At 45.1% G+C, this 22538-nt stretch carries 16 protein-coding genes; 9 read left to right on the plus strand and 7 right to left on the minus strand.

Going from position 1 to position 22538, the window contains the following annotated elements; all coding sequences use genetic code 11:
* Positions 1–166: 166 nt before the first annotated feature.
* The 3 genes from R7127_RS02085 (at position 167) to R7127_RS02095 (ending at position 3745) form a co-directional block, all read left to right on the plus strand.
* Positions 167–2272 carry an LruC domain-containing protein gene (locus R7127_RS02085; protein WP_172563736.1) on the plus strand — a complete coding sequence of 702 codons (2106 nt, stop codon included), beginning with the start codon at positions 167–169 and terminating at the stop codon, positions 2270–2272.
* A gap of 12 nt (positions 2273–2284) precedes the next feature.
* A complete protein-coding gene (locus R7127_RS02090; RefSeq protein ID WP_130546363.1) occupies positions 2285–2785 on the plus strand; it encodes a hypothetical protein in 501 nt (166 codons plus the stop codon).
* 129 nt (positions 2786–2914) lie between these two features.
* Positions 2915–3745, plus strand: a complete 831-nt coding sequence (locus R7127_RS02095) for a sulfurtransferase (RefSeq protein ID WP_042522665.1) — start codon at positions 2915–2917, stop codon at positions 3743–3745.
* A gap of 165 nt (positions 3746–3910) precedes the next feature.
* On the opposite strand, the gene R7127_RS02100 is transcribed toward R7127_RS02095, so the two are convergent.
* Entirely contained in the window at positions 3911–4912 is a 1002-nt protein-coding gene (locus tag R7127_RS02100) for a sugar-binding transcriptional regulator (protein WP_005387670.1), read from the minus strand.
* Between the two features lie 466 nt (positions 4913–5378).
* On the opposite strand from R7127_RS02100, the gene tal reads away from it, so the two are divergent.
* Complete coding sequence (tal, locus tag R7127_RS02105) at positions 5379–6329, plus strand: transaldolase (protein WP_005373488.1); 951 nt, start codon at positions 5379–5381, stop codon at positions 6327–6329.
* A 125-nt stretch (positions 6330–6454) separates the two neighbouring features.
* Positions 6455–8446 carry a transketolase gene (tkt, locus tag R7127_RS02110; protein ID WP_042522667.1) on the plus strand — a complete coding sequence of 664 codons (1992 nt, stop codon included), beginning with the start codon at positions 6455–6457 and terminating at the stop codon, positions 8444–8446.
* Positions 8447–8586: 140 nt separating this feature from the next.
* On the opposite strand, the gene R7127_RS02115 is transcribed toward tkt, so the two are convergent.
* The 3 genes from R7127_RS02115 to aroG form a co-directional block, all read right to left on the minus strand.
* Positions 8587–10149, minus strand: coding sequence for a methyl-accepting chemotaxis protein (locus R7127_RS02115; RefSeq protein WP_005389027.1), 1563 nt, complete (start codon positions 10147–10149; stop codon positions 8587–8589).
* A gap of 209 nt (positions 10150–10358) precedes the next feature.
* Entirely contained in the window at positions 10359–11531 is a 1173-nt protein-coding gene (locus tag R7127_RS02120) for an MFS transporter (RefSeq protein WP_025767923.1), read from the minus strand.
* Between the two features lie 154 nt (positions 11532–11685).
* Positions 11686–12738, minus strand: a complete 1053-nt coding sequence (gene aroG / locus R7127_RS02125) for a 3-deoxy-7-phosphoheptulonate synthase AroG (protein WP_017635200.1) — start codon at positions 12736–12738, stop codon at positions 11686–11688.
* A gap of 459 nt (positions 12739–13197) precedes the next feature.
* Here aroG and R7127_RS02130 point away from each other — a divergent pair, with 459 nt between their 5' ends.
* Positions 13198–14190 carry an OmpA family protein gene (locus tag R7127_RS02130; protein ID WP_005373499.1) on the plus strand — a complete coding sequence of 331 codons (993 nt, stop codon included), beginning with the start codon at positions 13198–13200 and terminating at the stop codon, positions 14188–14190.
* 88 nt (positions 14191–14278) lie between these two features.
* On the opposite strand, the gene R7127_RS02135 is transcribed toward R7127_RS02130, so the two are convergent.
* Positions 14279–14881 carry a beta-phosphoglucomutase family hydrolase gene (locus R7127_RS02135; protein WP_064369357.1) on the minus strand — a complete coding sequence of 201 codons (603 nt, stop codon included), beginning with the start codon at positions 14879–14881 and terminating at the stop codon, positions 14279–14281.
* Between the two features lie 76 nt (positions 14882–14957).
* Here R7127_RS02135 and arfB point away from each other — a divergent pair, with 76 nt between their 5' ends.
* Positions 14958–15371: an alternative ribosome rescue aminoacyl-tRNA hydrolase ArfB gene (gene arfB / locus R7127_RS02140; RefSeq protein WP_017635196.1), complete on the plus strand. Its 414-nt coding sequence runs from the start codon at positions 14958–14960 to the stop codon at positions 15369–15371.
* A 100-nt stretch (positions 15372–15471) separates the two neighbouring features.
* Positions 15472–17241 (plus strand): methyl-accepting chemotaxis protein, encoded by a 1770-nt coding sequence (locus R7127_RS02145; RefSeq protein WP_318141785.1) that lies wholly within the window; start codon positions 15472–15474, stop codon positions 17239–17241.
* A 90-nt stretch (positions 17242–17331) separates the two neighbouring features.
* On the opposite strand, the gene vmeZ is transcribed toward R7127_RS02145, so the two are convergent.
* Together vmeZ and vmeY are read right to left on the minus strand one after the other, a co-directional pair.
* Positions 17332–20484, minus strand: coding sequence for a multidrug efflux RND transporter permease subunit VmeZ (vmeZ, locus tag R7127_RS02150; protein WP_064369358.1), 3153 nt, complete (start codon positions 20482–20484; stop codon positions 17332–17334).
* A gap of 9 nt (positions 20485–20493) precedes the next feature.
* Positions 20494–21621, minus strand: a complete 1128-nt coding sequence (gene vmeY, locus R7127_RS02155; RefSeq protein WP_064369359.1) for a multidrug efflux RND transporter periplasmic adaptor subunit VmeY — start codon at positions 21619–21621, stop codon at positions 20494–20496.
* Between the two features lie 419 nt (positions 21622–22040).
* Here vmeY and R7127_RS02160 point away from each other — a divergent pair, with 419 nt between their 5' ends.
* On the plus strand, positions 22041–22505 hold the full coding sequence (locus R7127_RS02160; RefSeq protein ID WP_005373515.1) for a dCMP deaminase family protein: 465 nt from the start codon (positions 22041–22043) through the stop codon (positions 22503–22505).
* The last annotated feature ends 33 nt before the right edge of the window (positions 22506–22538 follow it).

Raw genomic sequence — 22538 nt, forward strand, 5'->3', positions numbered from 1 at the left:
CTAATCATTCCCAAAAAGCCCAACTCGATGTTGGGCTTTTTTCTCATTTTGACAATCAGATTTAAAACCCTTCTTCTTACAAATATTAACTCCATAAAATTCAACAAGTTAAAAGTTGGCACATTCCTTCCATTGCATATATCACGAACCAATGAGAGGGCGAATTATGAAAAGGACATCACTACTACTTGGGTCTCTAATAGCGAGCGCTTACGCACAAGCGGCGGCATTTGATACGTGCCCAAGCCAAGCATACCTGTTCCAATCAACCCCGGTTCAAATCTATGGCGTCAATTTGGTTACAGGCTCTACGACTCTTTTAGAGGACGACACAGGTTTGGCTTCGGGCATCAACGGTGTAGGCTTTAACTTCACTGACCGTTATATCTACGGCTACGACACCACAAACAAAAAGATTGTTCGTCTTGGTCAAGACTTCCAAGCAGAGACACTTGATGTTTCGGGTCTTCCTACCGACCACACGTTTTACGTAGGTGACGTTTACAACCACGTCTACTACTTGTACCGCAAAGGCAAAGGACTTTTCTCCATTGACCTTTCTCCGCTCGATTCTGATCCAAATGCGACATTGAGCATCGTGAAAATCAGCTCAACAGCGACTGTGAACCTAACCGACTTTGCATTCCATCCAGGTGATGGCTCCCTTTACGGCATCGACAACAACTCTGGTGTGCTATATCAGTTCAACCCATCAAATGGTAGCGCAACTGCGATAGGTGACACAGGTGAGAAAGGCACATTTGGTGCTGGCTACTTCGATGTAAACGGCAACTACTACGTGTCACGTAACCAAGATGGCAAAATCTATCGCGTTGACCTTTCGGAAGGTAACGCAGCCAATATCGCAGCAGGTATCGTTCCTGCGGTTGAGTTTGTATCCAACGGTCCAAGCTCAAGCCAAAATGACGGTGCACGTTGTGCAAATGCTCCGGTGATTAACGAAGACGAGCCAATTGATTTTGGTGATGCTCCAGACAGCTACCACACCACGCTTGCGTCAAACGGTCCTCGCCACGAAGTGGACGGTGCAACTTGGCTTGGCTCTGTTGCTCCAGATGGTGATGCCGACGGACAGGCAAACGATAACTCTGTGGGCACAGCCGATGAAGATGGTGTTGGTTTTGTATCCGCACTTGATCCAGGCTTAAGCTCAATTGTGAATGTGACAGCTTCTACTTCTGGCTACCTATCAGCATGGTTTGACTGGAACCGCGATGGTGACTTTGATGATGAAGGTGAGCAAGTCTTTACCGACCAATTACTGTCTGCGGGTAATAATCCCCTACCGTTTGTAGTTTCAACCGCTGCAACGGAAGGGTCTAGCTGGAGCCGATTCCGCTTTAGCCAACAAACCGGATTAAACTACGATGGTGGTTCGACGTCTGGTGAGGTGGAAGATTACCCAATTACCATCACTGGTAATGGTTACTCAGTGGAGTATTTCCCGAGTGCAGAAGATTACGCCACCGTGGCTTACGAAGATAACTGGCCATACACCGCAGACTACGACATGAACGATGTGGTCGTGAAATTCCGCATCACTGAAACCAGTCTTGCTGGTCATGTTGAGAATATCCAGATTACAGGTGACCTAGCGGCCTACGGCGCAAGTTACAAAAATGGCTTCGCAATCCGACTACCGGGTGTATTGAGAAGCTCGATTGAAAACGGATTAACAACGCTATCCTTCAATGGTGTAGAACAAGCATCTAATGGTTTGGAAAGTATTTCTGATGAAGCAATTTTCATCATCAGTGAAGACTTAAGCACACACGCGGCTAGCAGCTGTAGCTACTTCCGTACCGAGTCTGGCTGTGATGATAACGTTTCACTCACCTTTACCTTGAATGTGTACTTCACCGAAGGCTCTGACCGTTCAGCCATTCAAGCCATGCCATACGACCCGTTCATCTTCGCAACGCCGGGGACTTACCATGGTGACGGGATTACCTTCCAACCAGGTCGTAAATGGGAGGTTCACTTAGCAGACCAAGCACCAACAGAACAGTTTGATGACCAAAACCTCTTCGGTGTCGGCGTCGATGCAAGTGACCCTGCACAAGGTGTGTACTTCAAAACAGCAAACAACTTACCTTGGGCACTGTTGATAGTAGAAGATTGGGATTGGCCGCTAGAGCGTGTAGACATGGTCGATGCATACCCTCAATTCCAAACTTGGGCTGAGTCTGGTGGCGAACTAAGCACAGATTGGCACACCGCTCCAACACCTAACAAATGCTACATTCCATAGGGAGATAACATTATGAAAGCACTTATCACAATCATCATGGGATTAGCACTAACAGCTTGTGGCGGAGGCGGTGGCGGCGGAGGTGGTAACAGTACACCACCTTCACCAACCCAAACCACCATTGCAGAGGAAGAGACTACCCAACAGGAAGAAACAACTGAAGAAGAGACAACGGTAACAGTGGAAGATGCAACCATGCAGGATCTAGTAGTACCAGATGGCTTTAGCTACAACCCAGTGACGGAAGGTACGCTCAATGTAGACATCAGTGGTTTCTCTTCACAACGAGCACACCTAAGCGTGTACAAAGAGTTTGTCGAGAACAGTTCAGGTAACTACGATGCAAAATACCCAAGCAAAGTCGCATCGGTTCCACTCAACAATGGTACAGCAAATGTCGACTTTAATGTTTCTGATAGCCAAGGTAGCCTACTTGTTGAAATTTGGTTCTATGACGGTAGTGACCCAATTCAGAAAGTGATTACTTCTGGAGACAACACTTGGACCATGTAACTGGGTAAATCGAAAGCTGTCTTTCAGAACAAATCTTCAATCTTTAACTTAAAAATCGCATCGTTCTTTTGAACATGCGATTTTTTTGTTGTAAAACAGTAAGATTATCCACCTAGCAAACTAAAGACAATGCAAGCACTGATTAGTACTGATGAACTCAATAGCCTTCTCGGCCAACCTAACGTCAAGCTCCTCGACGCTAGTATTGCGTTTCAAATCCCTTCTGAAGGCAAAAAGATTCAAGATAAGTGGATTCCAAATACTTTACGCTTTGATTACGACAATGACTTTTGCTTACCCGGTTCTTCTCTGCCGCATATGATGCCAACAGAAGAAGGCTTCAACCAAAGTGCGAAACAACTCGGTTTGAACAACGAAGATTTGATTGTGGTTTACGACAACTCTGGCACTTTAGCCGCGCCAAGAGCTTGGTGGATGTTCAAAGCTATGGGACATGATAATGTTCGAGTCTTAAACGGCGGTCTTCCTGCTTGGATTGAAGCCGGATTTCCTGTCGAAAGTGCCCTATCGCAACCAAGCGAAAAAGGTAACTTTGCGGGTAAGCTCAATCAAAATGCCTTTTTGAGTGCACAAGATGTTCTTGCTCATTCCACCAATAAAAGTGCAAATATCATCGATGCCAGAGCCAAAGCACGCTTCCTTGGTGAAGTGCCTGAGCCACGAGAAGGTCTACGTAGTGGGCACATTCCAAATTCGGTTTGCTTACCGTTTCAAGAACTCTTAACCAACGGTCACATTAAACCAAATTCAGAGTTGCAACAGATATTTAGCGCACTAACGATAGATAGTGACACTTCAATTATTTTTAGTTGCGGCTCCGGTGTGACCGCATGCATTTTATTACTCGCGGCGTATCAAATTGGTCTGGACAATCTGTCGGTGTACGACGGTTCTTGGACCGAATGGGGTGCAGACCACTCTCTACCTATCGAGCGTTAAGACAAGTGTCTGTTTAACAAAGTATCTTACGTTTATCTAAAGATGATGTGTTCCAATATACTAAACGCAGCTTCTAAACCAAACTTGTCATTTCGAAATAGAAACTGGCTATGAGTGATTTGTCACCCCTCATAGCCTGACTACATCAAAAGCCGACTATTTCCGTTAGCGTTCAGATGTCGCGTTGCCGTGCATTTGCTCATCTAAGTTGAGCACGGTTAATGCGTTGCTAACGCTCGTGGCGATCACGTCTATCGCTCCAGTTCTTAATGCTCCGAGTAGAGCGAGTGGCTTGCTGTTCTCAGCTGCGATCGCAATGACTTCCGAGATCGGCCGAAACTCTTCAATACCAAGTCCAATTACTCGGTCACTCATTACCGTGTTCGCTACATTACCGTGAATATCAAAGAAGTCATAACCTGCAAAATCCCCTACCACACCTTGTTGAAGTCTCGACTGAACCACTTCATCAGGCGTAAACCAACCTAAGTCGACCATGTAACTGTTTTCGCTCATGTCACCAATACCAACCAAAGCGACATCGGCTTTACGTGCTAGGTCGAGCGTTTGTTTCACGGTTGCATTTTGCATAAAGGCCAACTTCTGTTCTCTGTTTTCTGCGTAAGCCGGCGCATAAAGTGTTTCAGAGGTCCCCCCATATTTCTTCGCCAACTGACGACAAATATGGTCGGCGTTATACATACCGCCACGCGGATGAATACCACCAATGCCACACACAAATTTACAATCACGCGGCGTAATAACACCAATATGGTGAGCGACAGACGACACGTTGCGCCCTTGTCCGACCGTCACCACCATGCCGTTTTTGAGCGTGCTAGTGAGATAATTGGACACCAATCCCGATACCTGTAGTCGTTGCGCTTCTTCATTCGGTTGATCAAGAGCAACAAGCGCGCGCTTAACGCCGAATCGCTCGATCAAACGTTGTTCAATCTTGGCGCTGAACACCGGATGGTATTTAACGGTAATTTCAACAATGCCTTCATCACGCGCCTGCTTGAGCATTCGCCCGACCTTTGCGCGTGATATGGCAAATTTTCTCGATATCTCTTCCTGAGTCGCACCGTCTTGATAATACGCGACGGAAATCTCTGTCAACAAATCCGTGTTTTCAATGGAAATATCTTGATTAGAACTGCTCATGGTTTCTCTCGCCCTTTAAGAGGATCGATATTGTATGCAATAAGTGAACATATGCTCATTGACTTAGCATATGTTCTTTATCAATTTAAACGCTACATTTGCTCATCGCAATAACATTTTCTCACTACAATTTTTTACCCTCTTGGACAACGCTCAAGCTTTGAACAATAAGGGCAAACGTTTATTTGGGTTAACCACTAAACACACAGTAAAAAAACGTTGATGAAGTTCACTATAAGTCCATTTCAGCGATTGACTTTCAGCATAGATAGGATAAATATGGACACATCATTTACTCAGCTATCGATCAAATGTTCATAGCATTTGTTCGGTAACGAAATTTTCCGTAGTTGGCTGAGCAGATGTCTCATTAAATGCGATGAGACGGTTAGCTAACTCGCTTGCAAATGCACAAGCTGTGATAACAAAAATCACGCTTAAGCCCATTTAAATAGGATGATCGATTATGAGCAACAAGTTAGAGCAACTTCGTAAACTAACGACTGTAGTAGCAGACACTGGCGAGATTGATGCAATTAAAAAGTATCAGCCAGAAGACGCAACAACTAACCCTTCTCTTATCCTTAAAGCCGCTCAAATCGCAGAGTACGCACCTCTAATCGATGCTTCAATCGAATACGCTAAAGCACAGAGCAACGACAAAGCTCAACAAGTTCAAGATACTTGTGACATGCTTGCAGTAAACATCGGTAAAGAAATCCTAAAAACTATCCCAGGTCGTATCTCTACAGAAGTAGACGCTCGTCTATCTTACGATATGGAAGGCAGCGTAGCGAAAGCTCGTCAACTAGTGAAAATGTACAACGATGCTGGCATCACTAACGACCGTATCCTTATCAAACTGGCTTCAACTTGGGAAGGCATTCGCGCAGCTGAGATCCTAGAAAAAGAAGGCATCAACTGTAACCTAACGCTTCTATTCTCGTTCGCTCAAGCACGTGCTTGTGCAGAAGCGGGTGTATTCCTAATCTCGCCATTCGTTGGTCGTATCATGGACTGGTACAAAGCGAAAGAAGGCCGTGACTTCGAAGCTCAAGAAGATCCAGGCGTACTGTCTGTAACTAAGATCTACAACTACTACAAAGAATACGGCTACAAAACTGTAGTTATGGGCGCAAGCTTCCGTAACATCGGTGAGATCTTAGAACTAGCTGGTTGTGACCGTCTAACTATCGCTCCTGCTCTACTTGCAGAACTAGAAGCAGCTGAAGGTGAAGTAGTTGAGAAACTAGTTGATTCTAAAGGCGCAGCTGAGCGTCCAGCACCAATGACTCACGCTGAGTTCCTATGGGAACATAACCAAGACCCAATGGCTGTTGAGAAGCTGGCTGAAGGTATCCGCAACTTCGCCGTTGACCAAGGCAAACTAGAAGCGATGATCGAAGCTAAGCTTTAATTGCTTACCAAAAGCGAGTAGCCCGTCTACTCGCTTTTACCATCAGCACTATTTTCAAAAAACTCTATTTGAACTTGTTTCGGCGAGTTCCCTCTATTTAAATCAAATATCGAGAAGTAATCACTATGGATCGTAAACATCTAGCAAATGCAATCCGTGCGCTAAGCATGGATGGTGTTCAACAAGCTAACTCTGGTCACCCAGGTGCACCTATGGGTATGGCTGACATCGCTGAAGTTCTTTGGCGCTCTCATCTAAACCACAACCCATCAAACCCTGAGTGGGCAGACCGCGACCGTTTCGTACTGTCTAACGGCCACGGCTCAATGCTGATTTACTCTCTACTGCACCTTGCAGGTTACGAGTTGTCTATCGACGATCTGAAAAACTTCCGTCAGCTTCACTCTAAAACTCCTGGTCACCCAGAGTATGGTTACGCGCCAGGTATCGAGACCACAACGGGTCCGCTAGGTCAAGGCATCACTAACGCGGTTGGTATGGCTCTAGCTGAAAAAGCGCTAGCAGCGCAATTCAACAAAGAAGGCCACGACATCGTTGACCACTTCACTTACGTGTTCATGGGCGACGGCTGTCTGATGGAAGGTATTTCGCACGAGGCATGTTCTCTTGCAGGTACTCTTGGTCTAGGCAAGCTGATCGCATTCTGGGATGACAACGGCATCTCTATCGACGGTCACGTTGAAGGTTGGTTCTCTGACGACACACCTAAGCGTTTCGAAGCTTACGGTTGGCACGTAATCCCTGCAGTCGATGGTCACGATGCTGACGCAATCAACGCAGCAATTGAAGCTGCAAAAGCGGATCCTCGCCCTACTCTAATCTGTACTAAGACTATCATCGGTTTTGGTTCACCAAACAAATCTGGTTCACACGATTGTCACGGTGCGCCACTAGGTGCAGAAGAAATCGCAGCAACACGCAAAGAACTAGGTTGGGAGCACGGTCCTTTTGAAATTCCGCAAGAAGTCTACGCAGAATGGTCAGCGAAAGAAACAGGCGCAGCTAAGGAAGCAGCGTGGAACGAGAAATTTGCAGCTTATGAAGCAGCGTACCCTGAGCTGGCAGCTGAATTTAAACGCCGCGTAAACGGTGAGCTTCCTGCACAGTGGGAAGAGAAAGCAAGCCAAATCATTGCTGATCTTCAAGCTAACCCAGCAAACATTGCATCACGTAAAGCGTCTCAAAATGCTCTAGAAGCATTTGGTGCTCTACTACCAGAGTTCATGGGTGGCTCTGCTGACCTAGCACCTTCTAACCTAACAATGTGGTCTGGTTCTAAGTCTCTAGAAGCAAGCGACTTCTCTGGTAACTACATCCACTACGGCGTACGTGAATTCGGTATGACAGCGATCATGAACGGTATCGCGCTACACGGTGGTTTCGTTCCTTACGGCGCAACATTCCTAATGTTCATGGAGTACGCACGTAACGCAATGCGTATGGCTGCGCTGATGAAAATTCAGAACATCCAAGTGTACACGCATGACTCTATCGGTCTTGGCGAAGATGGTCCAACTCACCAACCAGTTGAGCAAATGGCATCGCTACGCCTAACACCAAACATGAGCACATGGCGTCCATGTGACCAAGTTGAGTCCGCTGTAGCTTGGAAACTAGCGATTGAACGTAAAGATGCACCGACAGCACTTATCTTCTCTCGTCAAAACCTTGCGCAACAAGAGCGCACAGCAGAACAAGTAGCAGACATCGCGAAAGGTGCTTACATTCTGAAAGATTGCGAAGGCAAGCCTGAGCTAATCCTTATCGCAACAGGTTCTGAAGTTGAACTAGCAGTAGAAGCAGCAGCACAGCTAACTGCTGAAGGTAAGAAAGTACGCGTTGTTTCAATGCCATCAACAGACGCATTTGACAAACAAGACGCCGCTTACCGTGAAGCTGTACTGCCATCAGACGTAACAGCACGTATCGCAATTGAAGCAGGTATTGCTGACTTCTGGTACAAGTACGTAGGCTTTGACGGTCGCATCATCGGTATGACTTCATTCGGTGAATCTGCACCAGCTGGCGAACTATTCAAAATGTTTGGTTTCACAACTGAAAACGTAGTGAACACAGCAAAAGAGCTACTCGCGTAATTGCAGTAAAAAGATAGTCAGTTTTCTCTATTGCGAATGTGAAAACTGAAAAGCCCCACCAGCAATGGCGGGGCTTTCTTTATCTGGCTCCTATTCGCATAAACGCAGCCAGGGCATAAACATCACAACTTTCGTTACGACTATTTGTCTTCAAATCGAAGTGCGAGCTGATAGAAATCTTGTACTTGGTCTTTCAACTGTCGGCTATTTTGCTCAACTGAATGTGTTGCTGCCAAGTTTTGTTCTGCGGTCGAAGCGATAGAATGAATGTGCTGGTTTACATCACTAGATAGCTTTAACTGGTTATTCGCCGCTTCTGCTACATCAACCATCAGCCCACTCATGGTTTGCATCATCTGTTCAACTTCAGACAAACGCAACGCGCTTTGTTCTGCTACTTGAGAACAGGCATCGGTTTGCTCTTTGTTTGCCAGAATATCTTTCTGCCAACTTTGAATCGTTGCCAACATAGTGGAGATAGAAGCTTGGATTTGTTCAGTTGCATTGGATGTACGCCCAGAAAGCGCGCGGACCTCATCAGCTACAACAGCAAAACCACGACCTTGCTCCCCTGCCCTTGCTGCTTCAATCGCCGCGTTAAGTGCCAGTAAATTGGTTTGCTCTGCGATCCCACCAATCTCTTCCATCAAATGGTTCACCTTCTGCGCCTGATCACTCAGTTGATACGTCGTTTCCGTCGCTTTTTCAGCTTGAAGGCTTAATTGCGCTAGATTGGTGTGCGTTTGATCAATGGTCTCCTTCGCCATCAAGCATGACTTCAATGTATCATCAATCAACATATGGGCATCATTGGTACTCGAAGAAACCGAATTTGCCGACGACTCCACCTCTTGGGTAGCATCTCGCACACGATGAATATCGGTATTTTGCTGATTTAATGCAGCCGAGACTTCTGCCGTTGTTTGACTGAGCTCTTCGGCGCAATGCTGCAAAGGCAATGCGGAGTCAGTCATTCTTCCTAACACGGTTCGAATTCTTGCGGATAGCATTTTGATATGGAAATCGGCAATCGAAAATGCCGTGTTACCGGAATAGATCAAGCGACTTACGCTGTCATATTGCTTTTGTAACTTTTTAAGTTGCTGAGGTGTATCAATTAACTCTTGGCGGAATAACAGAGCCAGAACACTTGCAGGTAACGCACTTGCAAGCCAAGCCAACGGCCCTTCAACAGACAACGCATATGCGGTTGCAGGTGCGGTTAGTGCACCAAGTAGAATCGCATAGCGAATGGTTTCATTGATTTTCAACGACCAAGTTCGACCAGACTTCTCTGCAGCACGCATGCTTTTGTAGGCTTTTGTCGCAATATCAACCCACTCTCGCTTTGGTTTCACGCGCACTGATTGATACCCAACAACATGGTTGTCTTCGTAGATAGGGGTGACATAAGCATCAACCCAATAGTAACCGCCAGACTTAGTGGCATTCTTAACCATTCCACGCCAGGCTTTACCTTGTTTAAGGCGTGCCCACATGTCACCGAAAGCGGCTTTAGGCATATCATTATGACGAACTATATTGTGGTTCTGACCGACAAGTTCTTCGTGAGTGTATTCAGCAACGCGGCAAAAGGCTTCATTACAATATGTAATAACACCTTGTAAGTTCGTTGTTGAGACGAGTTCCTCAGACTCCCTCACGAGAGTTTCTTGAGCTTTATGAGAAATATTGGCTGACATAGACGAAACTTCTTTAGTTTTTATTGATTTTCGGCAAGATATATACAGGATTTTTATTTTTATTACAAAAAGTTAGATAAAAAGTCTTATCAAATCGACATTTTTATTGTGGGAATTCACATTATCGATAAAAACATAAAGAAGAGATTGTTGATTTGAGCTAATAAACAAACCCGACACGATCGGCCGGGTTATATATTAAGCCTTAATTAAGCGGTTTGTGATTCTGGCTTTTTATTCGTTTTTAACGCAAACATCGCGATAACGAGTAACACAAATGGAAGAACATACAAATTAAGATTCTGCCAACCTACGGTAGACTCAAGCCAACCAGATAGTAATGCGGTGATGGTGACACAACTGAACACGAAGAATTCATTAAACGCTTGAGCCTTGCTTCTGTTTTTCGCTTCATAGCTTTGACTAAACAGCCCGGTTGCTGCGATAAACATAAAGTTCCACCCTATTCCTAACAGGATTAAAGCAAGACTAAAATGCCAGATAGACACTCCATGTATATTAATTCCAATACAAGCAACAAATAGCAATCCACCCGCCAAAATCATATTCTTAGCGCCAAACCGCTCTATCAGACGGCCCGTGACAAACGCAGGTGCAAACATACCCAACACGTGCCATTCGATCACTCCCGCCGCTTTATCAAAATCAAAGCCACAACCAATCATCGCTAAAGGAGTTGCTGTCATTAAAATGTTCATCACCGCGTACGCAACCATTGCCGCGATAACGGCCAGCATGAAATTAGGTCGACGAATAATCAGTCTCAGCTTATCCGCCTTAGCGTGTAGCGCCTGCGTGTGTGCAGGTGGAAAACGAATGGTTTGTAGCACAACCAACGCGGTTATATAAAGCACGACAAGCACAGCAAATGCACTAATGTATAAGCCATCACCTGACCACTGCTGTGAGTACACCGCCAAATTAGGTCCAAGGATCGCCGCTAACACCCCACCCGCCATAGATATCGAAATCGCCCTATGCCTTGCCGACTCTTCACACACTTCAATGGCAGCAAACCTGTATAGAGTACCGAAACCTATACCAACACCAAGCAAAAACGTAGACATGCAGAACAGATAGAAGTTTTGTTGACTTAATGCATACGTCGCTAGACTAGCACCCAAAATGCCAATGACATTACCAAGGCTAAAACCAAGGCGACGCCCTAACTTGCCCATAATTAGCGACGCGGGAATTGTCGCGGCCATCAGTCCCAAAAACTGCAGTGCAACTGGTAATGTGATAAAACTTGATGACGGCGCAAGTGTTTTGCCAATAAGGGCAATAACAGATATGAGTAAAATATTCCCTGTCATTAATAAGGCTTGGCAGAGGGATAGAAGCCATACATTACGATTCAATTCCAAATTCCTTTTGGTTACAACGTATACAGATAACATATAGGAAAGCAGAAGCAATAGAAAGATATGAGAGTAATTCTCAACAAAAAGAGCCAGAGGCATAGTACCTCTGGCTCTTCACTATTCACTTTTAAAAAAAGTTTTTCTGTTGAGTTTACTTGTTGCGGCGCGCTTTTACTGCATCAGAAAGCTGACGAAGTACCGTTTCCGTATCTTCCCAACCAATACATGCATCAGTAATCGACTGACCATAAGTGGCTGCTTTACCATCCACTAAGTCTTGGCGACCTTCAACTAAATGAGACTCGATCATCACTCCAAAAATGGCTTCTTCGCCAGCAGAGATTTGCTCGGATACATCATCAGACACCAGCATTTGACGCTTGAACTGCTTCGAGCTGTTAGCATGGCTAAAATCAATCATCACTTTTTTCGGTAGACCTGCAGTGTCCAGCTCATCTTTAATTTGAGCTACATGTGCTGCACTGTAGTTTGGTTCTTTACCGCCACGTAGAATAATATGGCAGTCTGGATTACCAGCGGTTTCTACGATCGCGGAATGACCGTATTTTGTTACTGAAAGGAAGTGATGGGAAGCGCTTGCAGAACGAATCGCGTCGCTCGCTATTTTAATATTCCCGTCTGTACCGTTTTTGAAACCTACAGGACAAGAAAGACCAGAAGCTAGCTCGCGGTGAACCTGAGATTCTGTCGTACGAGCACCGATAGCGCCCCAACTGATCAAATCCGCCACGTACTGAGGTGTGATCATATCTAAGAATTCACTTGCCGTTGGCAAGCCCATATCGGTTAGATCAAGAAGAAGTTTACGTCCGATACGTAGACCATCATTTAGCTTATAGGTGTCATTTAAGTAAGGGTCATTGATAAGGCCTTTCCAACCAACGGTCGTACGCGGCTTTTCAAAATAAACTCGCATAACAACCTCAAGCTGCTCGCCCAGTTCATCACGTAGTACTTTTAGCTTTTTACCGTACTCAACCGCGGCAGCCGGATCGTGAATAGAACACGGGCCAACGATCACGAGTAATCGATCGTCTTTTCCTTCAAGAATATTGTGAATGGCGTTACGGCAATCAAAAGTGGTCGAAGAAGCGGTTTCAGTCGCTGGGAACTTCTCTAATACTGCAACAGGTGGCAATAACTCTTTTACTCTATTTATTCTTACATCATCAGTTTGAAACATTACTTCTACTTCCTGGTTTTATTTCCGACCCCATTTTCACCAACTGAACTCATTGCAACATTGTTCACAAAGCGAGCAGCATCAAGGGCTGTGGTCATTTTCTGTCTAGCGTCTAAGTAACTTATCGGCTTAGGCGTAGACTTGCAATCAGTTTTTGCAAATAAATGCAAATAAAAACCACCCGTTAACCACCGCGCACAATGTAAAGTAAAGTTTACGAAAAAAAGTTCAAAATAATCATCAATTTTCTTATGCACCAAAAAATCTTTACTACAATGTAAGAAATATCAGAAGTTTGTGAGGTATTTTTGGGTAGTAAATGTTGATCAAGTTCAAATATATTGTTGCTTGATATGAAATGATTAGAATATTAAACTAATTTCTTATAAACGCTGGTTTTTTCTAATTTTTTGATAAAACGAAGTAGAAGTTAATATGCAATCAATACAAGGAAACATTATGAACAAAGTAGCAATTGCAGTAGCAGCAGTGGTAGCTGGTAGTAGCGCGCTTTTAAACTCTGCTCAAGCTGAAATGTACATCGGGGGCAAAGTGGGCATGACTACACTTGACGACGCTTGCTATCTAAATAGCCCTTGTGATGATGAAGCGTTCGGTGCAGGACTACATATCGGTTATGACTTTACCGATATCATCGGGCTAGAGTACGGCGTAGACTTCTTAGGCGACTATGAAGGAAACTCTAGGTCAGGGGCTAATACGATTAATACGATTGACGGCAATCTAACGGCTTTAACACTTGCACCTAAATTCAACTGGCACTTAAACGACTCTTGGAATCTATTTGCTAAGATCGGTGGTGCTTACATGATGTCTGATGACGAAACAGACTTTGTCCCAACAGGTTCTTTGGGTGCTGAATACTCGATCGATAGAAACTGGAGTGTTCGCGCTGAATACCAACGCTACCAAGATATGTCTGACGACGTGTGGGACGACATGGATGCTAACTTCTTTGGTATCGGTGTTAACTACAAATTCGCAGCAGCTCCAGTTGTTGCAGCAGTTGTAACGGAAGAAGTGATCGAGCCAGATCCAGAACCAGTGATGATGAGCAAGGTGCACAAAGAAGAGTACGGTACAGGTACGTTTGAATTCGATAGTGCTAAGTTAACAGAGTCCGTTTCTGAACGTCTGGACAACTTTGTTTCATTCTTGAACGAATATCCTCAAGCTCAAGTAGAGATTACTGGTTACACGGATAGCTCAGGCCCTGCGGCATACAACCAAAAACTGTCTGAGCGTCGTGCTCAATCTGTTGCTGATTACCTAACCGCAGCTGGCATTGGTTCAGATCGTTTGACAGTTAAAGGTATGGGTGAAGAAAACCCAGTTGCTGACAACAGCACTCGCGAAGGTCGTGAGAAAAACCGTCGCGTAGAAGTTGTGGTACCTTCATTTGAATACCAAGAGCTAGTTCAACCAGAATAAGCATCTATGATTCATGATCGATGATGTGGTAAAAATTAATGGGGTGCATTTGCACCCCATTTTGATCTCATATTAAGGGATATTGCCACTATGGTTTTGGGAAAAAGATCAACTCATTATCTTGCACCATAACGCAATCCATACCAGCTGCATGCGCCGCTCGCTTCCCCAACTCAGTATCCTCGAACACAAGACACTGTGACGCCTCCACGTCGAGTTGTTGCGCGGCCACCAAAAAGGTATCTGGAAAGGGTTTATGGTTCTCTACATCACTCGCGGTTACTACAACATCCAACTTGTCTAATAAACCTGCATGACTTAATAAGCGCATGGCACTTTCTCGTTGGCTGCCAGTCCCGACTGCAATTTTCTTATGGCCTAAATATTCCTCTAACACGATGTTCGTGCAAGGAATAACGTCACCATGAAGCTCCATAGCAGCGAATGTTTCCATTTTAAATGTCGCGACAGTTTTAGGATCTAATGAAAGCTCATGCACACGATTTAGTTCCTCAACAATTTTAAAGCTCGGCATCCCTCCTAAACTGTGAAACCACTCCTGACAAAACGGAAAATCAAAACGCTCAGCAGTTGCTTGCCAAGCTGCCAAGTGGGCTGGCATGGTATCGATTAGAGTACCATCCATATCAAATATGAATCCTTCATAGGGTCTAAAATCAATCGTGCTCATGTCTTTTCTTCTATTTGTGCATCTGTAATGTTAATTTATCAGCTCTTTCAATCGTCCTTACCGGCATTTACTTATCATGCTCAAAATTTCGAACTCCGTCACAATTCAAGAGTGGGAAATTCAATTATCCCCAATTAGAGCTCAAGGGAATGGTGGCCAGAACGTTAACAAGGTAGCGTCCGCTATACACCTGCGCTTTGATATCCGGCATTCAAGCTTACCTGACTTTTACAAAGAGCGATTACTTGCACTTTCTGATAGTCGTATAAGTAAAGATGGCGTGATCATCATCAAAGCGCAACAATTTCGGACACAAGAACAAAATAAGGAAGACGCCCTAAATCGGCTTCAAGCATTGATAAAAGCTGCCGCTTTACAGGAGAAGAAGCGTATTAAAACGAAACCAACCCGCGCTTCTCAACGCCGACGACTTGATACAAAAAACAAGCACGGAGCGAAAAAACAGCAACGTAAAAAAGTGCTGTATTAGTGCATGTCGTTTTCTCGACATGTTAGTTGAACAACGTTTGCTAGCCCTTGGAAATCTCATTGGATTTCTCTTTTTAGTTACTTATTCAGGAAACAACAATATGACTATTAGGCAAAAACTCTACTTCCTCGGAGTTATCGCCATTTTAGGCATCGTAGCCCTTTTGGGTACGTCATCCCATTTTGAAAATAAGAGCAATGACCTTAATCACGCCATCAAACTCGTTGGTGATCTAGAAATACGCTTACTAAACTTACGCAGAAATGAAAAAGATTTCCTACTACGTAGTAATGACAAATATCTAAATAAGTTTGACGCCAATGTTGACAAGTTTATAGACACAGAAAAAGAGCTTGCGAACATACTCAAGAGTAATGAATTACCTTCCAGTCAACAATTTAAGCAAGACTTGCTCGCATACCAAAGGGGCTTTCAGAATCTGGTCAGCGCTTACCAACGATACGGGCTTGATTCAAAGAGTGGACTTCTCGCTGGTTACGAACAAGCACTATTAGAAGCAAAACAACGTTCAGACCACCAGCAGTTATTGGCATTAGTCCGTTTTGACTCTGCGGTAAAAGCAGGACTATTCAATAGTGACTTGCTTGAGGGGCAATATGCTCCGGAGCTTATCAAAACAGGTAAGCAATTGGCGGCCCAAAAGCAAGTTGTTGGGGTTGCTTATGACAAAGGCCTACTCGGTGAAACTCGCGCATTATCTCATGCCGTAGAAGAGCAATTTGAAACCTTTTCCACAGCCCTTAGCTCTGCTGCCGCACAACGTGATGAACAAATTTCGACCATCAAGCAGGTCATTACAGCTCTGATCTTAGTCGTTATTTTCGCATTGATTTGGCAAATTTCACGTTCAATCAATACGCGAGTGAATAGCTTACTTGGCACCATTCGAAGTATCAGCGAAACGAACAACATGGGACTTCGATCTGATTTGAAAGGTCAAGACGAGCTATTTGATATCAGTCATCACCTCAATGACCTATTGGATAAGCTTGAGCATCTAATTAGTAGTACCCAAGAAAAATCGGCGCAACTCACTGCAAGTACCGATAATATGCATCGTGAGTTAGAAGGCGTTATGGAGCAATTCCACACTCAAACTGACCACACTGCATCAATGGCGACGGCAGTTCAGCAAATGGTTGCCACAATAGGTGAAATCTCTGAAAGCACATCAGTTGCGGTAGAAGGCGTACATCAGGCAGCGAATAATGCCGAACAAGGTCGAGGAGTTGTTGAGGCGACGGTAACCAACATCGGTCAACTAACCACGATTTTATCAAACAGCCAGCAGTCGATTGGCTCGCTGAATCAGCATGTAGATAAAATTGGTGGTGCCGTGAACATCATCCAAGAAATTGCAGAGCAAACCAACCTACTAGCTCTCAACGCAGCAATTGAAGCCGCGCGAGCAGGCGAACAAGGCCGCGGGTTTGCAGTTGTTGCCGATGAAGTACGCGCCCTAGCTAGCCGAACTCATCAATCCACAGAGGAAATCACGCGGGTCGTTGCAGATATTCAAACTCAAATGTCTACAGTTGTTGCTGATATTGATCAATGTAACGATCAAGGGCAACAAACACTTAATGCTTCTGAAAAACTGGATTCTAGCCTGCAACAGATCATCACTGACATGCATTCAATTCAAGGTAATTCGGAGCGCATAGCTTCAGCAATTGAAGAACAAGGTATCGTGATGAACCAAGTTAGCGGTTCAATCACCGAGCTAAACGCAATATCTGAGAATAACATGCAATCCGCTCAGGAATGCTTGCATGAAGTGAACTCTGTCTCTGCTCAAGCTCATGATATGGATGAAGCCGTTGCACAATTCAAAACTGCGCTAAAATAACCCTTTTTCAAAATAGAAAGCCCGAGGCAACCATTGCTTCGGGCTTTTTTTCAATTGTCACTTCGTGCTTACTGCGCACTTCGGATGTGATTATTCATTATCAAGAGGAACCAGCTTGGTGTTGCCGCCATGAACTTTCTCACGCTGTCTTTGCACCAGAGCGTAGAAGCCTGGGATCAAGAATGTACCTGCTAAAAGCACACACAATAGACCACCAATCAGCGACACGCCGAGTGAGTTTTGACTCACGTGCCCCGCGCCAGCGGCAAAGATAAGCGGGAAGATACCCAGGATAAATGACCAAGATGTCATATTCACAGCGCGGAAACGTAACGTGCCTCCTTTAACCGCTGCACTATCGATATCAGCATCTTTTTCTTCACGCTCTTGCTTGGCGAACTCCACAATCAAAATTGCGTTTTTCGCCGCCAAGGCTATGAGCAAGACAAGACCAATTTGGGCATACAAGTTAAGCGGCGTGCCAGTTAGATTCAACGCAAGGAAGGAACCTAACGTTGCTACTGGGACCACCAAAATAATAGCCAGTGGAATACTCCAACTCTCATACTGAGCCACCATAAACAAGTAAATGAATATCAAAGCCAGCGCAAACGCATAAATGGCTTGGTTGCCCGCAAGCACTTCCTGATAAGCCATACCTGTCCATTCATACGTATACCCTTGTGGAAGAACTTCAGCAGCAACGCGTTCCATTGCGGCAATCGCATCACCACTAGAGTAACCCGGTGCTGGTTGGCCTTGAATGATAGCACTGCGGTACATGTTGTAACGCCACGCCACATCAGGCTCAAACACTTGCTCGTAGCTCACTAGCGTACTTAACGGAACCATATCACCGTTCGAAGAACGAACATGGAAACGCTCTAGATCTTCCATGCTGCTACGGTGCTGGCTATCAGCTTGCATGGTTACGCGGAAGTTCTTACCAAACATGGTGAAGTCATTCACATAAAGCGAACCTAAGTTGCCTTGCAAGGTTTGGAAAATAGACGACAGCGAAATACCTAATTGCTGCGCTTTCTCACGATCGATATCAACGTAGTAGTGCGGAACATTCGCGCGGAACGTGCTAAACGTGTAGGCAATTTCAGGCGCTTGGTTAGCCGCTTGGATCATTTCTCCCATGACCATCGACAAGTCGGTACGACTTCGCCCTAGCGTGTCTTCAAGCACAAACTCAAAACCAGACGCAGCGCCCATACCTGGAACCGCCGGTGGTCCCATCGCAAAAACAACCGCTTGAGGTAACTCTGTCGCCGCTCGCCCGTTAATACGTGCCGCGATAGCATTAGCAGAGTGCTCTCCTTGCAGCGAGTTACGAGTATCCCAATCATGCAATTTGATAAATACAGAAGCACCGTTTGATGCTGCTGCGCCTGTCATAAACGAGTAACCGTTCGCAACCGTCACACCATCCACACCAGGTTCTTCACCGATCATTTTCATTAAATCATTGGTGACTTCTTCAGTACGTGATAAAGAGGCTGAATCTGGTAGCTGTACGTTAACCAGCAAAATGCCTTTATCTTCTTGAGGAACAAACGCTGTAGAGGTAGTTTTCGCAAAGAAAGTGACCGCTGCGATAGCAACTATAAAGAACGTCACGAGCAGTAAAGACTTCTTCACCAAGAAACCAGCGATCTGGCCATAACGCGTAGTGATGCGCTCTAAGCCTCGGTTGAAAGCCTGGAACCAGTTAGCGGTATTGCCCCCACCCTGCTTCAATACCAGAGAACAAAGTGCTGGAGACAGCGTCAATGCATTGATGGATGAAATCACAACCGAAATACAGATGGTCAAAGCGAACTGGCGATACATGATACCGGTGATACCTGGCAGCATGGCGACGGGTATGAATACCGCAAGTAGAACCAAGGTCGACGTGATGATTGGGCCCGTTACTTCTTTCATCGCTAGCAACGTCGCTTTACGCGGTGAGATGGTTGGGTCTTTCGCCATGGTAGTATCGACGTTTTCGATAACCAGAATCGCATCGTCCACCACGATACCAATCGCAAGGATCAAGCCAAACAAAGTAACCGTATTAATGGTGAAGCCCGTTGCCTGCATGATGGCAAACGTACCAATCAGAGAAACGGGGATCGCGACAACAGGAATCAACGTTGCACGCGCACTACCCAAGAACAAGTAAGTTACAGCAATCACCAATAGAATCGCTTCAATCAGTGTTTTTACTACCCCTTTGATCGATTCAGATACGAACACGGTTGTATCGTAGCTGGTCTCGTATTCCATTCCCTCTGGGAAGTTTTTGCTCAAGCCTTCAAGGAGCTCCATGACGGCCTGACCACTTTCTAACGCATTCGCATCCGATTGAAGAGACAACGCAACGATTGACGCGTCCTGGCCACGGAACTTACCGTTACCATCGTAGAACTTTTTGCCTAGTTCAACGCGAGCAACATCTTTCAGATAAACCGTAGAGCCATTGGGATTAGCTCGAAGGACTACGTTCTCAAACTCATTCACGCTTTCCAAGCGACCTTTGGTCACAAGGTTAAACTGAACTTCTTGCGGATTGTTGTATGGTGCTGCACCTACACGCCCTGCCGCAACTTGAACGTTCTGTTCAGCCAAAGCGGCGTATACGTCTGACGTGGTTAGCTTAAGGTTGGCCATTTTTTCAGGATCTAACCAAACACGCATTGCGTATTCGCCACCACCAATCACGTTAACTTCACTGATACCTTTCGCACGAGCCAACTGATCTTTTACATTCAAGTTAATGTAGTTAATCAAGAACTGATCATCGTATTTGCCATCAGGTGAATAGAAGTTAAGTACCATCAGCAAGTCAGGTGAACGCTTTTTCACCGTCACACCAACCATGCGAACTTCTTGAGGCAGTTTTGACTCAATCTGTGACACGCGGTTTTGCACGTTAACTTGCGCCATATCTGGATCGGTGCCGACATCAAACGTGACGTTTAGGCTGTAAGAGCCATCGTTCGCGCTCTTTGAAGACATGTATATCATATCCTCAACGCCGTTGACTGAGGTCTCTATGGGGTCAGCAATGGCCTGCTCGACAACTTCCGCACTCGCACCGGTGTAGTATGCCGAAACGCTGACTGATGGCGGACTTATCTGTGGGTACTCCGCCACTGGCAAAATCGCCAGTGAGATCGCGCCGGCTAGCGTTAATATGATCGAAATAACCAGCGCGAATTTAGGTCTCTGAATAAAGAAACGACTTAACATAGTGCCCCCCTACTGCTTATCTTCAGCAGGTGCTTGAAGGCGCACTTCTACACCATTACGCACACGTTGTAGGCCTTGTGTAATAACTGTATCTTCCTGATCGAGCCCTTCTCGAATGATAATACCTTGTTCAACCTGAGGGCCAAGCTCTACGTTACGACGCTCTGCGACATTTCCCTCAGCCATCACCATCACAAAGTCACCTTCTAAGTCAGTCTGAACGGCACGTCGTGGAATAACAATAACGTCCTTCGTATTCTTATCTCTTAAGTTCACTTTGATGTGCTGACCCGGAAGTAACTTCTGCTCTGGGTTTGGCACTAGCGCACGCATTGCAATCGTACCCGTTTTGGTGTCAATACGATTACCTAAGAAATCGAGCTTACCCAGATGCTCAAAAAACTGACCATTTTCCAGCTCAAGCTGAACTTCAACGCGGTTTGATTCTGCTGAGCCGTCGCCTTTGACTTGATCCATACCCATGGCTAAACGCTCGCGCTCACTCACACTAAATGAAGTATGCACTGGGTCTAAGCTCACCAATGTCGTCAGCACGCCAGATGATGGAGAAACCAGATCACCCGTACTCACTTTGGTATCACTAATACGTCCGCTAAAAGGTGCTCGGATTTGAGTATAGGAAAGGTTAACTTCAGCAAGTTTAAGTTGAGCATTTGCCGCTTCTAGCTCTGCTCTCGCACCAAGAAGTGCCGCTGTTAAAGCATCAAACTCAGATTGAGAGATACTACCGCGAGGCAACAAGTTTTTACCTCGAGTATGATCTAATTCGGCTTTTTTTAGCGCCGCTTTAGCTTGTGCAAGTGCGGCTTTAGCACTCGCGACTTGGGCTTCAAAAGAAGATGGCTCGATAGAGTAAAGGAGCTGCCCTTTTTCTACCATTTGCCCCTCTTCAAAGTGACGAGCTTTTAAGTAGCCAGAAATCTGCGCGGTAATATTGGTATCTTCTACTGCTTCAATGCGACCGATATAAGACTTGCTCGGTTGGTAGTCGATAACCGTGACATCCTGAGTCACTACGAGAGGCGCTTGACCTTTCGTTTGGGCATTATTAGCTTCCCCGCATCCAGCGAGGATTGCTGTAGCCGCCATTAGTGCGACAAGTGGTTTCTTTTGCATGTATTTACCGTCTTTATAGAACAGGATATTGTTGAATTCCTATCAACCTTACTCCTTGCTGCCACTGAAAACTTCACTGAAAAGCGCCCAAGGTGTTTCTAAATGTAAACATGAGAAACAAAAGGAAAATAAAGTAATTTAGTTAACAGTGGTATTCAATGAGCAATATACATACAACTCAATCATAACTATTTAATATACGCCTTAGGAGATCGCGAGTTTTAATTTGAGTTTGGAAACACTAACGGGAGTATTGTATTCGGGCGTAAAGTGAGATTCAGTGCTCAAGATAAGAACGTTTTATGGCTAAAAAGGTAAAAAGTGACGCCTTCATACTCAAGACCCCGATTTTGACTATTTTTTTAATATAAATGGGTTATCATTCAATTAATTCAACGCCTTCGACAGAGAGGATGACTATGATTTCTAAATGGGCGAAACGCTTTTACCAGATGGCAGAACTAGTGGCATCTTGGAGTAAGGACCCATCAACACAAGTCGGTGCCGTTATTACTAAACAGAATCGCATTGTATCTGTTGGATTTAATGGCTATCCGCATGGTGTTTCTGACAGTGTCGACACCGATGAGCGCGAGTTGAAATACCTTAAAACACTGCACGCGGAAGAGAACGCAATTTTGTTCTCAAAACGTGACTTAGACGGATGTGATATTTGGGTAACGCATTTTCCTTGCCCTAACTGCGCGGCAAAGATCATTCAAACAGGGATCTCACACGTACACTGCCCTGAGCAGTCTGAAGACTTTTTATCTCGCTGGGGAGATAAAATCCAAGTCAGTCAAGATATGTTCGATCAAGCGGGTGTGAAAGTCGACTGGTTACCACTAGAAGACATTGAAATTGAAGACAAAGACGTGCGCTAGTATTCCATCTTAATATTTAAATAGCCCAGGAAG

Origin of the sequence: Vibrio sp. 1159, assembly GCF_033340395.1 — a bacterium.
GTDB lineage: Bacteria > Pseudomonadota > Gammaproteobacteria > Enterobacterales > Vibrionaceae > Vibrio > Vibrio alginolyticus.

What these genes read in the sequence shown, in the direction of transcription:
- R7127_RS02085 (WP_172563736.1), top strand. Translation starts at nt 167, where the DNA reads ATGAAAAGGACATCACTACTACTTGGGTCTCTAATAGCGAGCGCTTAC.
- aroG (WP_017635200.1), bottom strand. Translation starts at nt 12,738, where the DNA reads ATGTTTCAAACTGATGATGTAAGAATAAATAGAGTAAAAGAGTTATTG.
- R7127_RS02160 (WP_005373515.1), top strand. Translation starts at nt 22,041, where the DNA reads ATGATTTCTAAATGGGCGAAACGCTTTTACCAGATGGCAGAACTAGTG.
- R7127_RS02095 (WP_042522665.1), top strand. Translation starts at nt 2,915, where the DNA reads ATGCAAGCACTGATTAGTACTGATGAACTCAATAGCCTTCTCGGCCAA.
- R7127_RS02100 (WP_005387670.1), bottom strand. Translation starts at nt 4,912, where the DNA reads ATGAGCAGTTCTAATCAAGATATTTCCATTGAAAACACGGATTTGTTG.
- arfB (WP_017635196.1), top strand. Translation starts at nt 14,958, where the DNA reads ATGCTCAAAATTTCGAACTCCGTCACAATTCAAGAGTGGGAAATTCAA.
- R7127_RS02145 (WP_318141785.1), top strand. Translation starts at nt 15,472, where the DNA reads ATGACTATTAGGCAAAAACTCTACTTCCTCGGAGTTATCGCCATTTTA.
- vmeY (WP_064369359.1), bottom strand. Translation starts at nt 21,621, where the DNA reads ATGCAAAAGAAACCACTTGTCGCACTAATGGCGGCTACAGCAATCCTC.
- vmeZ (WP_064369358.1), bottom strand. Translation starts at nt 20,484, where the DNA reads ATGTTAAGTCGTTTCTTTATTCAGAGACCTAAATTCGCGCTGGTTATT.
- R7127_RS02115 (WP_005389027.1), bottom strand. Translation starts at nt 10,149, where the DNA reads ATGTCAGCCAATATTTCTCATAAAGCTCAAGAAACTCTCGTGAGGGAG.
- tkt (WP_042522667.1), top strand. Translation starts at nt 6,455, where the DNA reads ATGGATCGTAAACATCTAGCAAATGCAATCCGTGCGCTAAGCATGGAT.
- tal (WP_005373488.1), top strand. Translation starts at nt 5,379, where the DNA reads ATGAGCAACAAGTTAGAGCAACTTCGTAAACTAACGACTGTAGTAGCA.
- R7127_RS02135 (WP_064369357.1), bottom strand. Translation starts at nt 14,881, where the DNA reads ATGAGCACGATTGATTTTAGACCCTATGAAGGATTCATATTTGATATG.
- R7127_RS02130 (WP_005373499.1), top strand. Translation starts at nt 13,198, where the DNA reads ATGAACAAAGTAGCAATTGCAGTAGCAGCAGTGGTAGCTGGTAGTAGC.
- R7127_RS02090 (WP_130546363.1), top strand. Translation starts at nt 2,285, where the DNA reads ATGAAAGCACTTATCACAATCATCATGGGATTAGCACTAACAGCTTGT.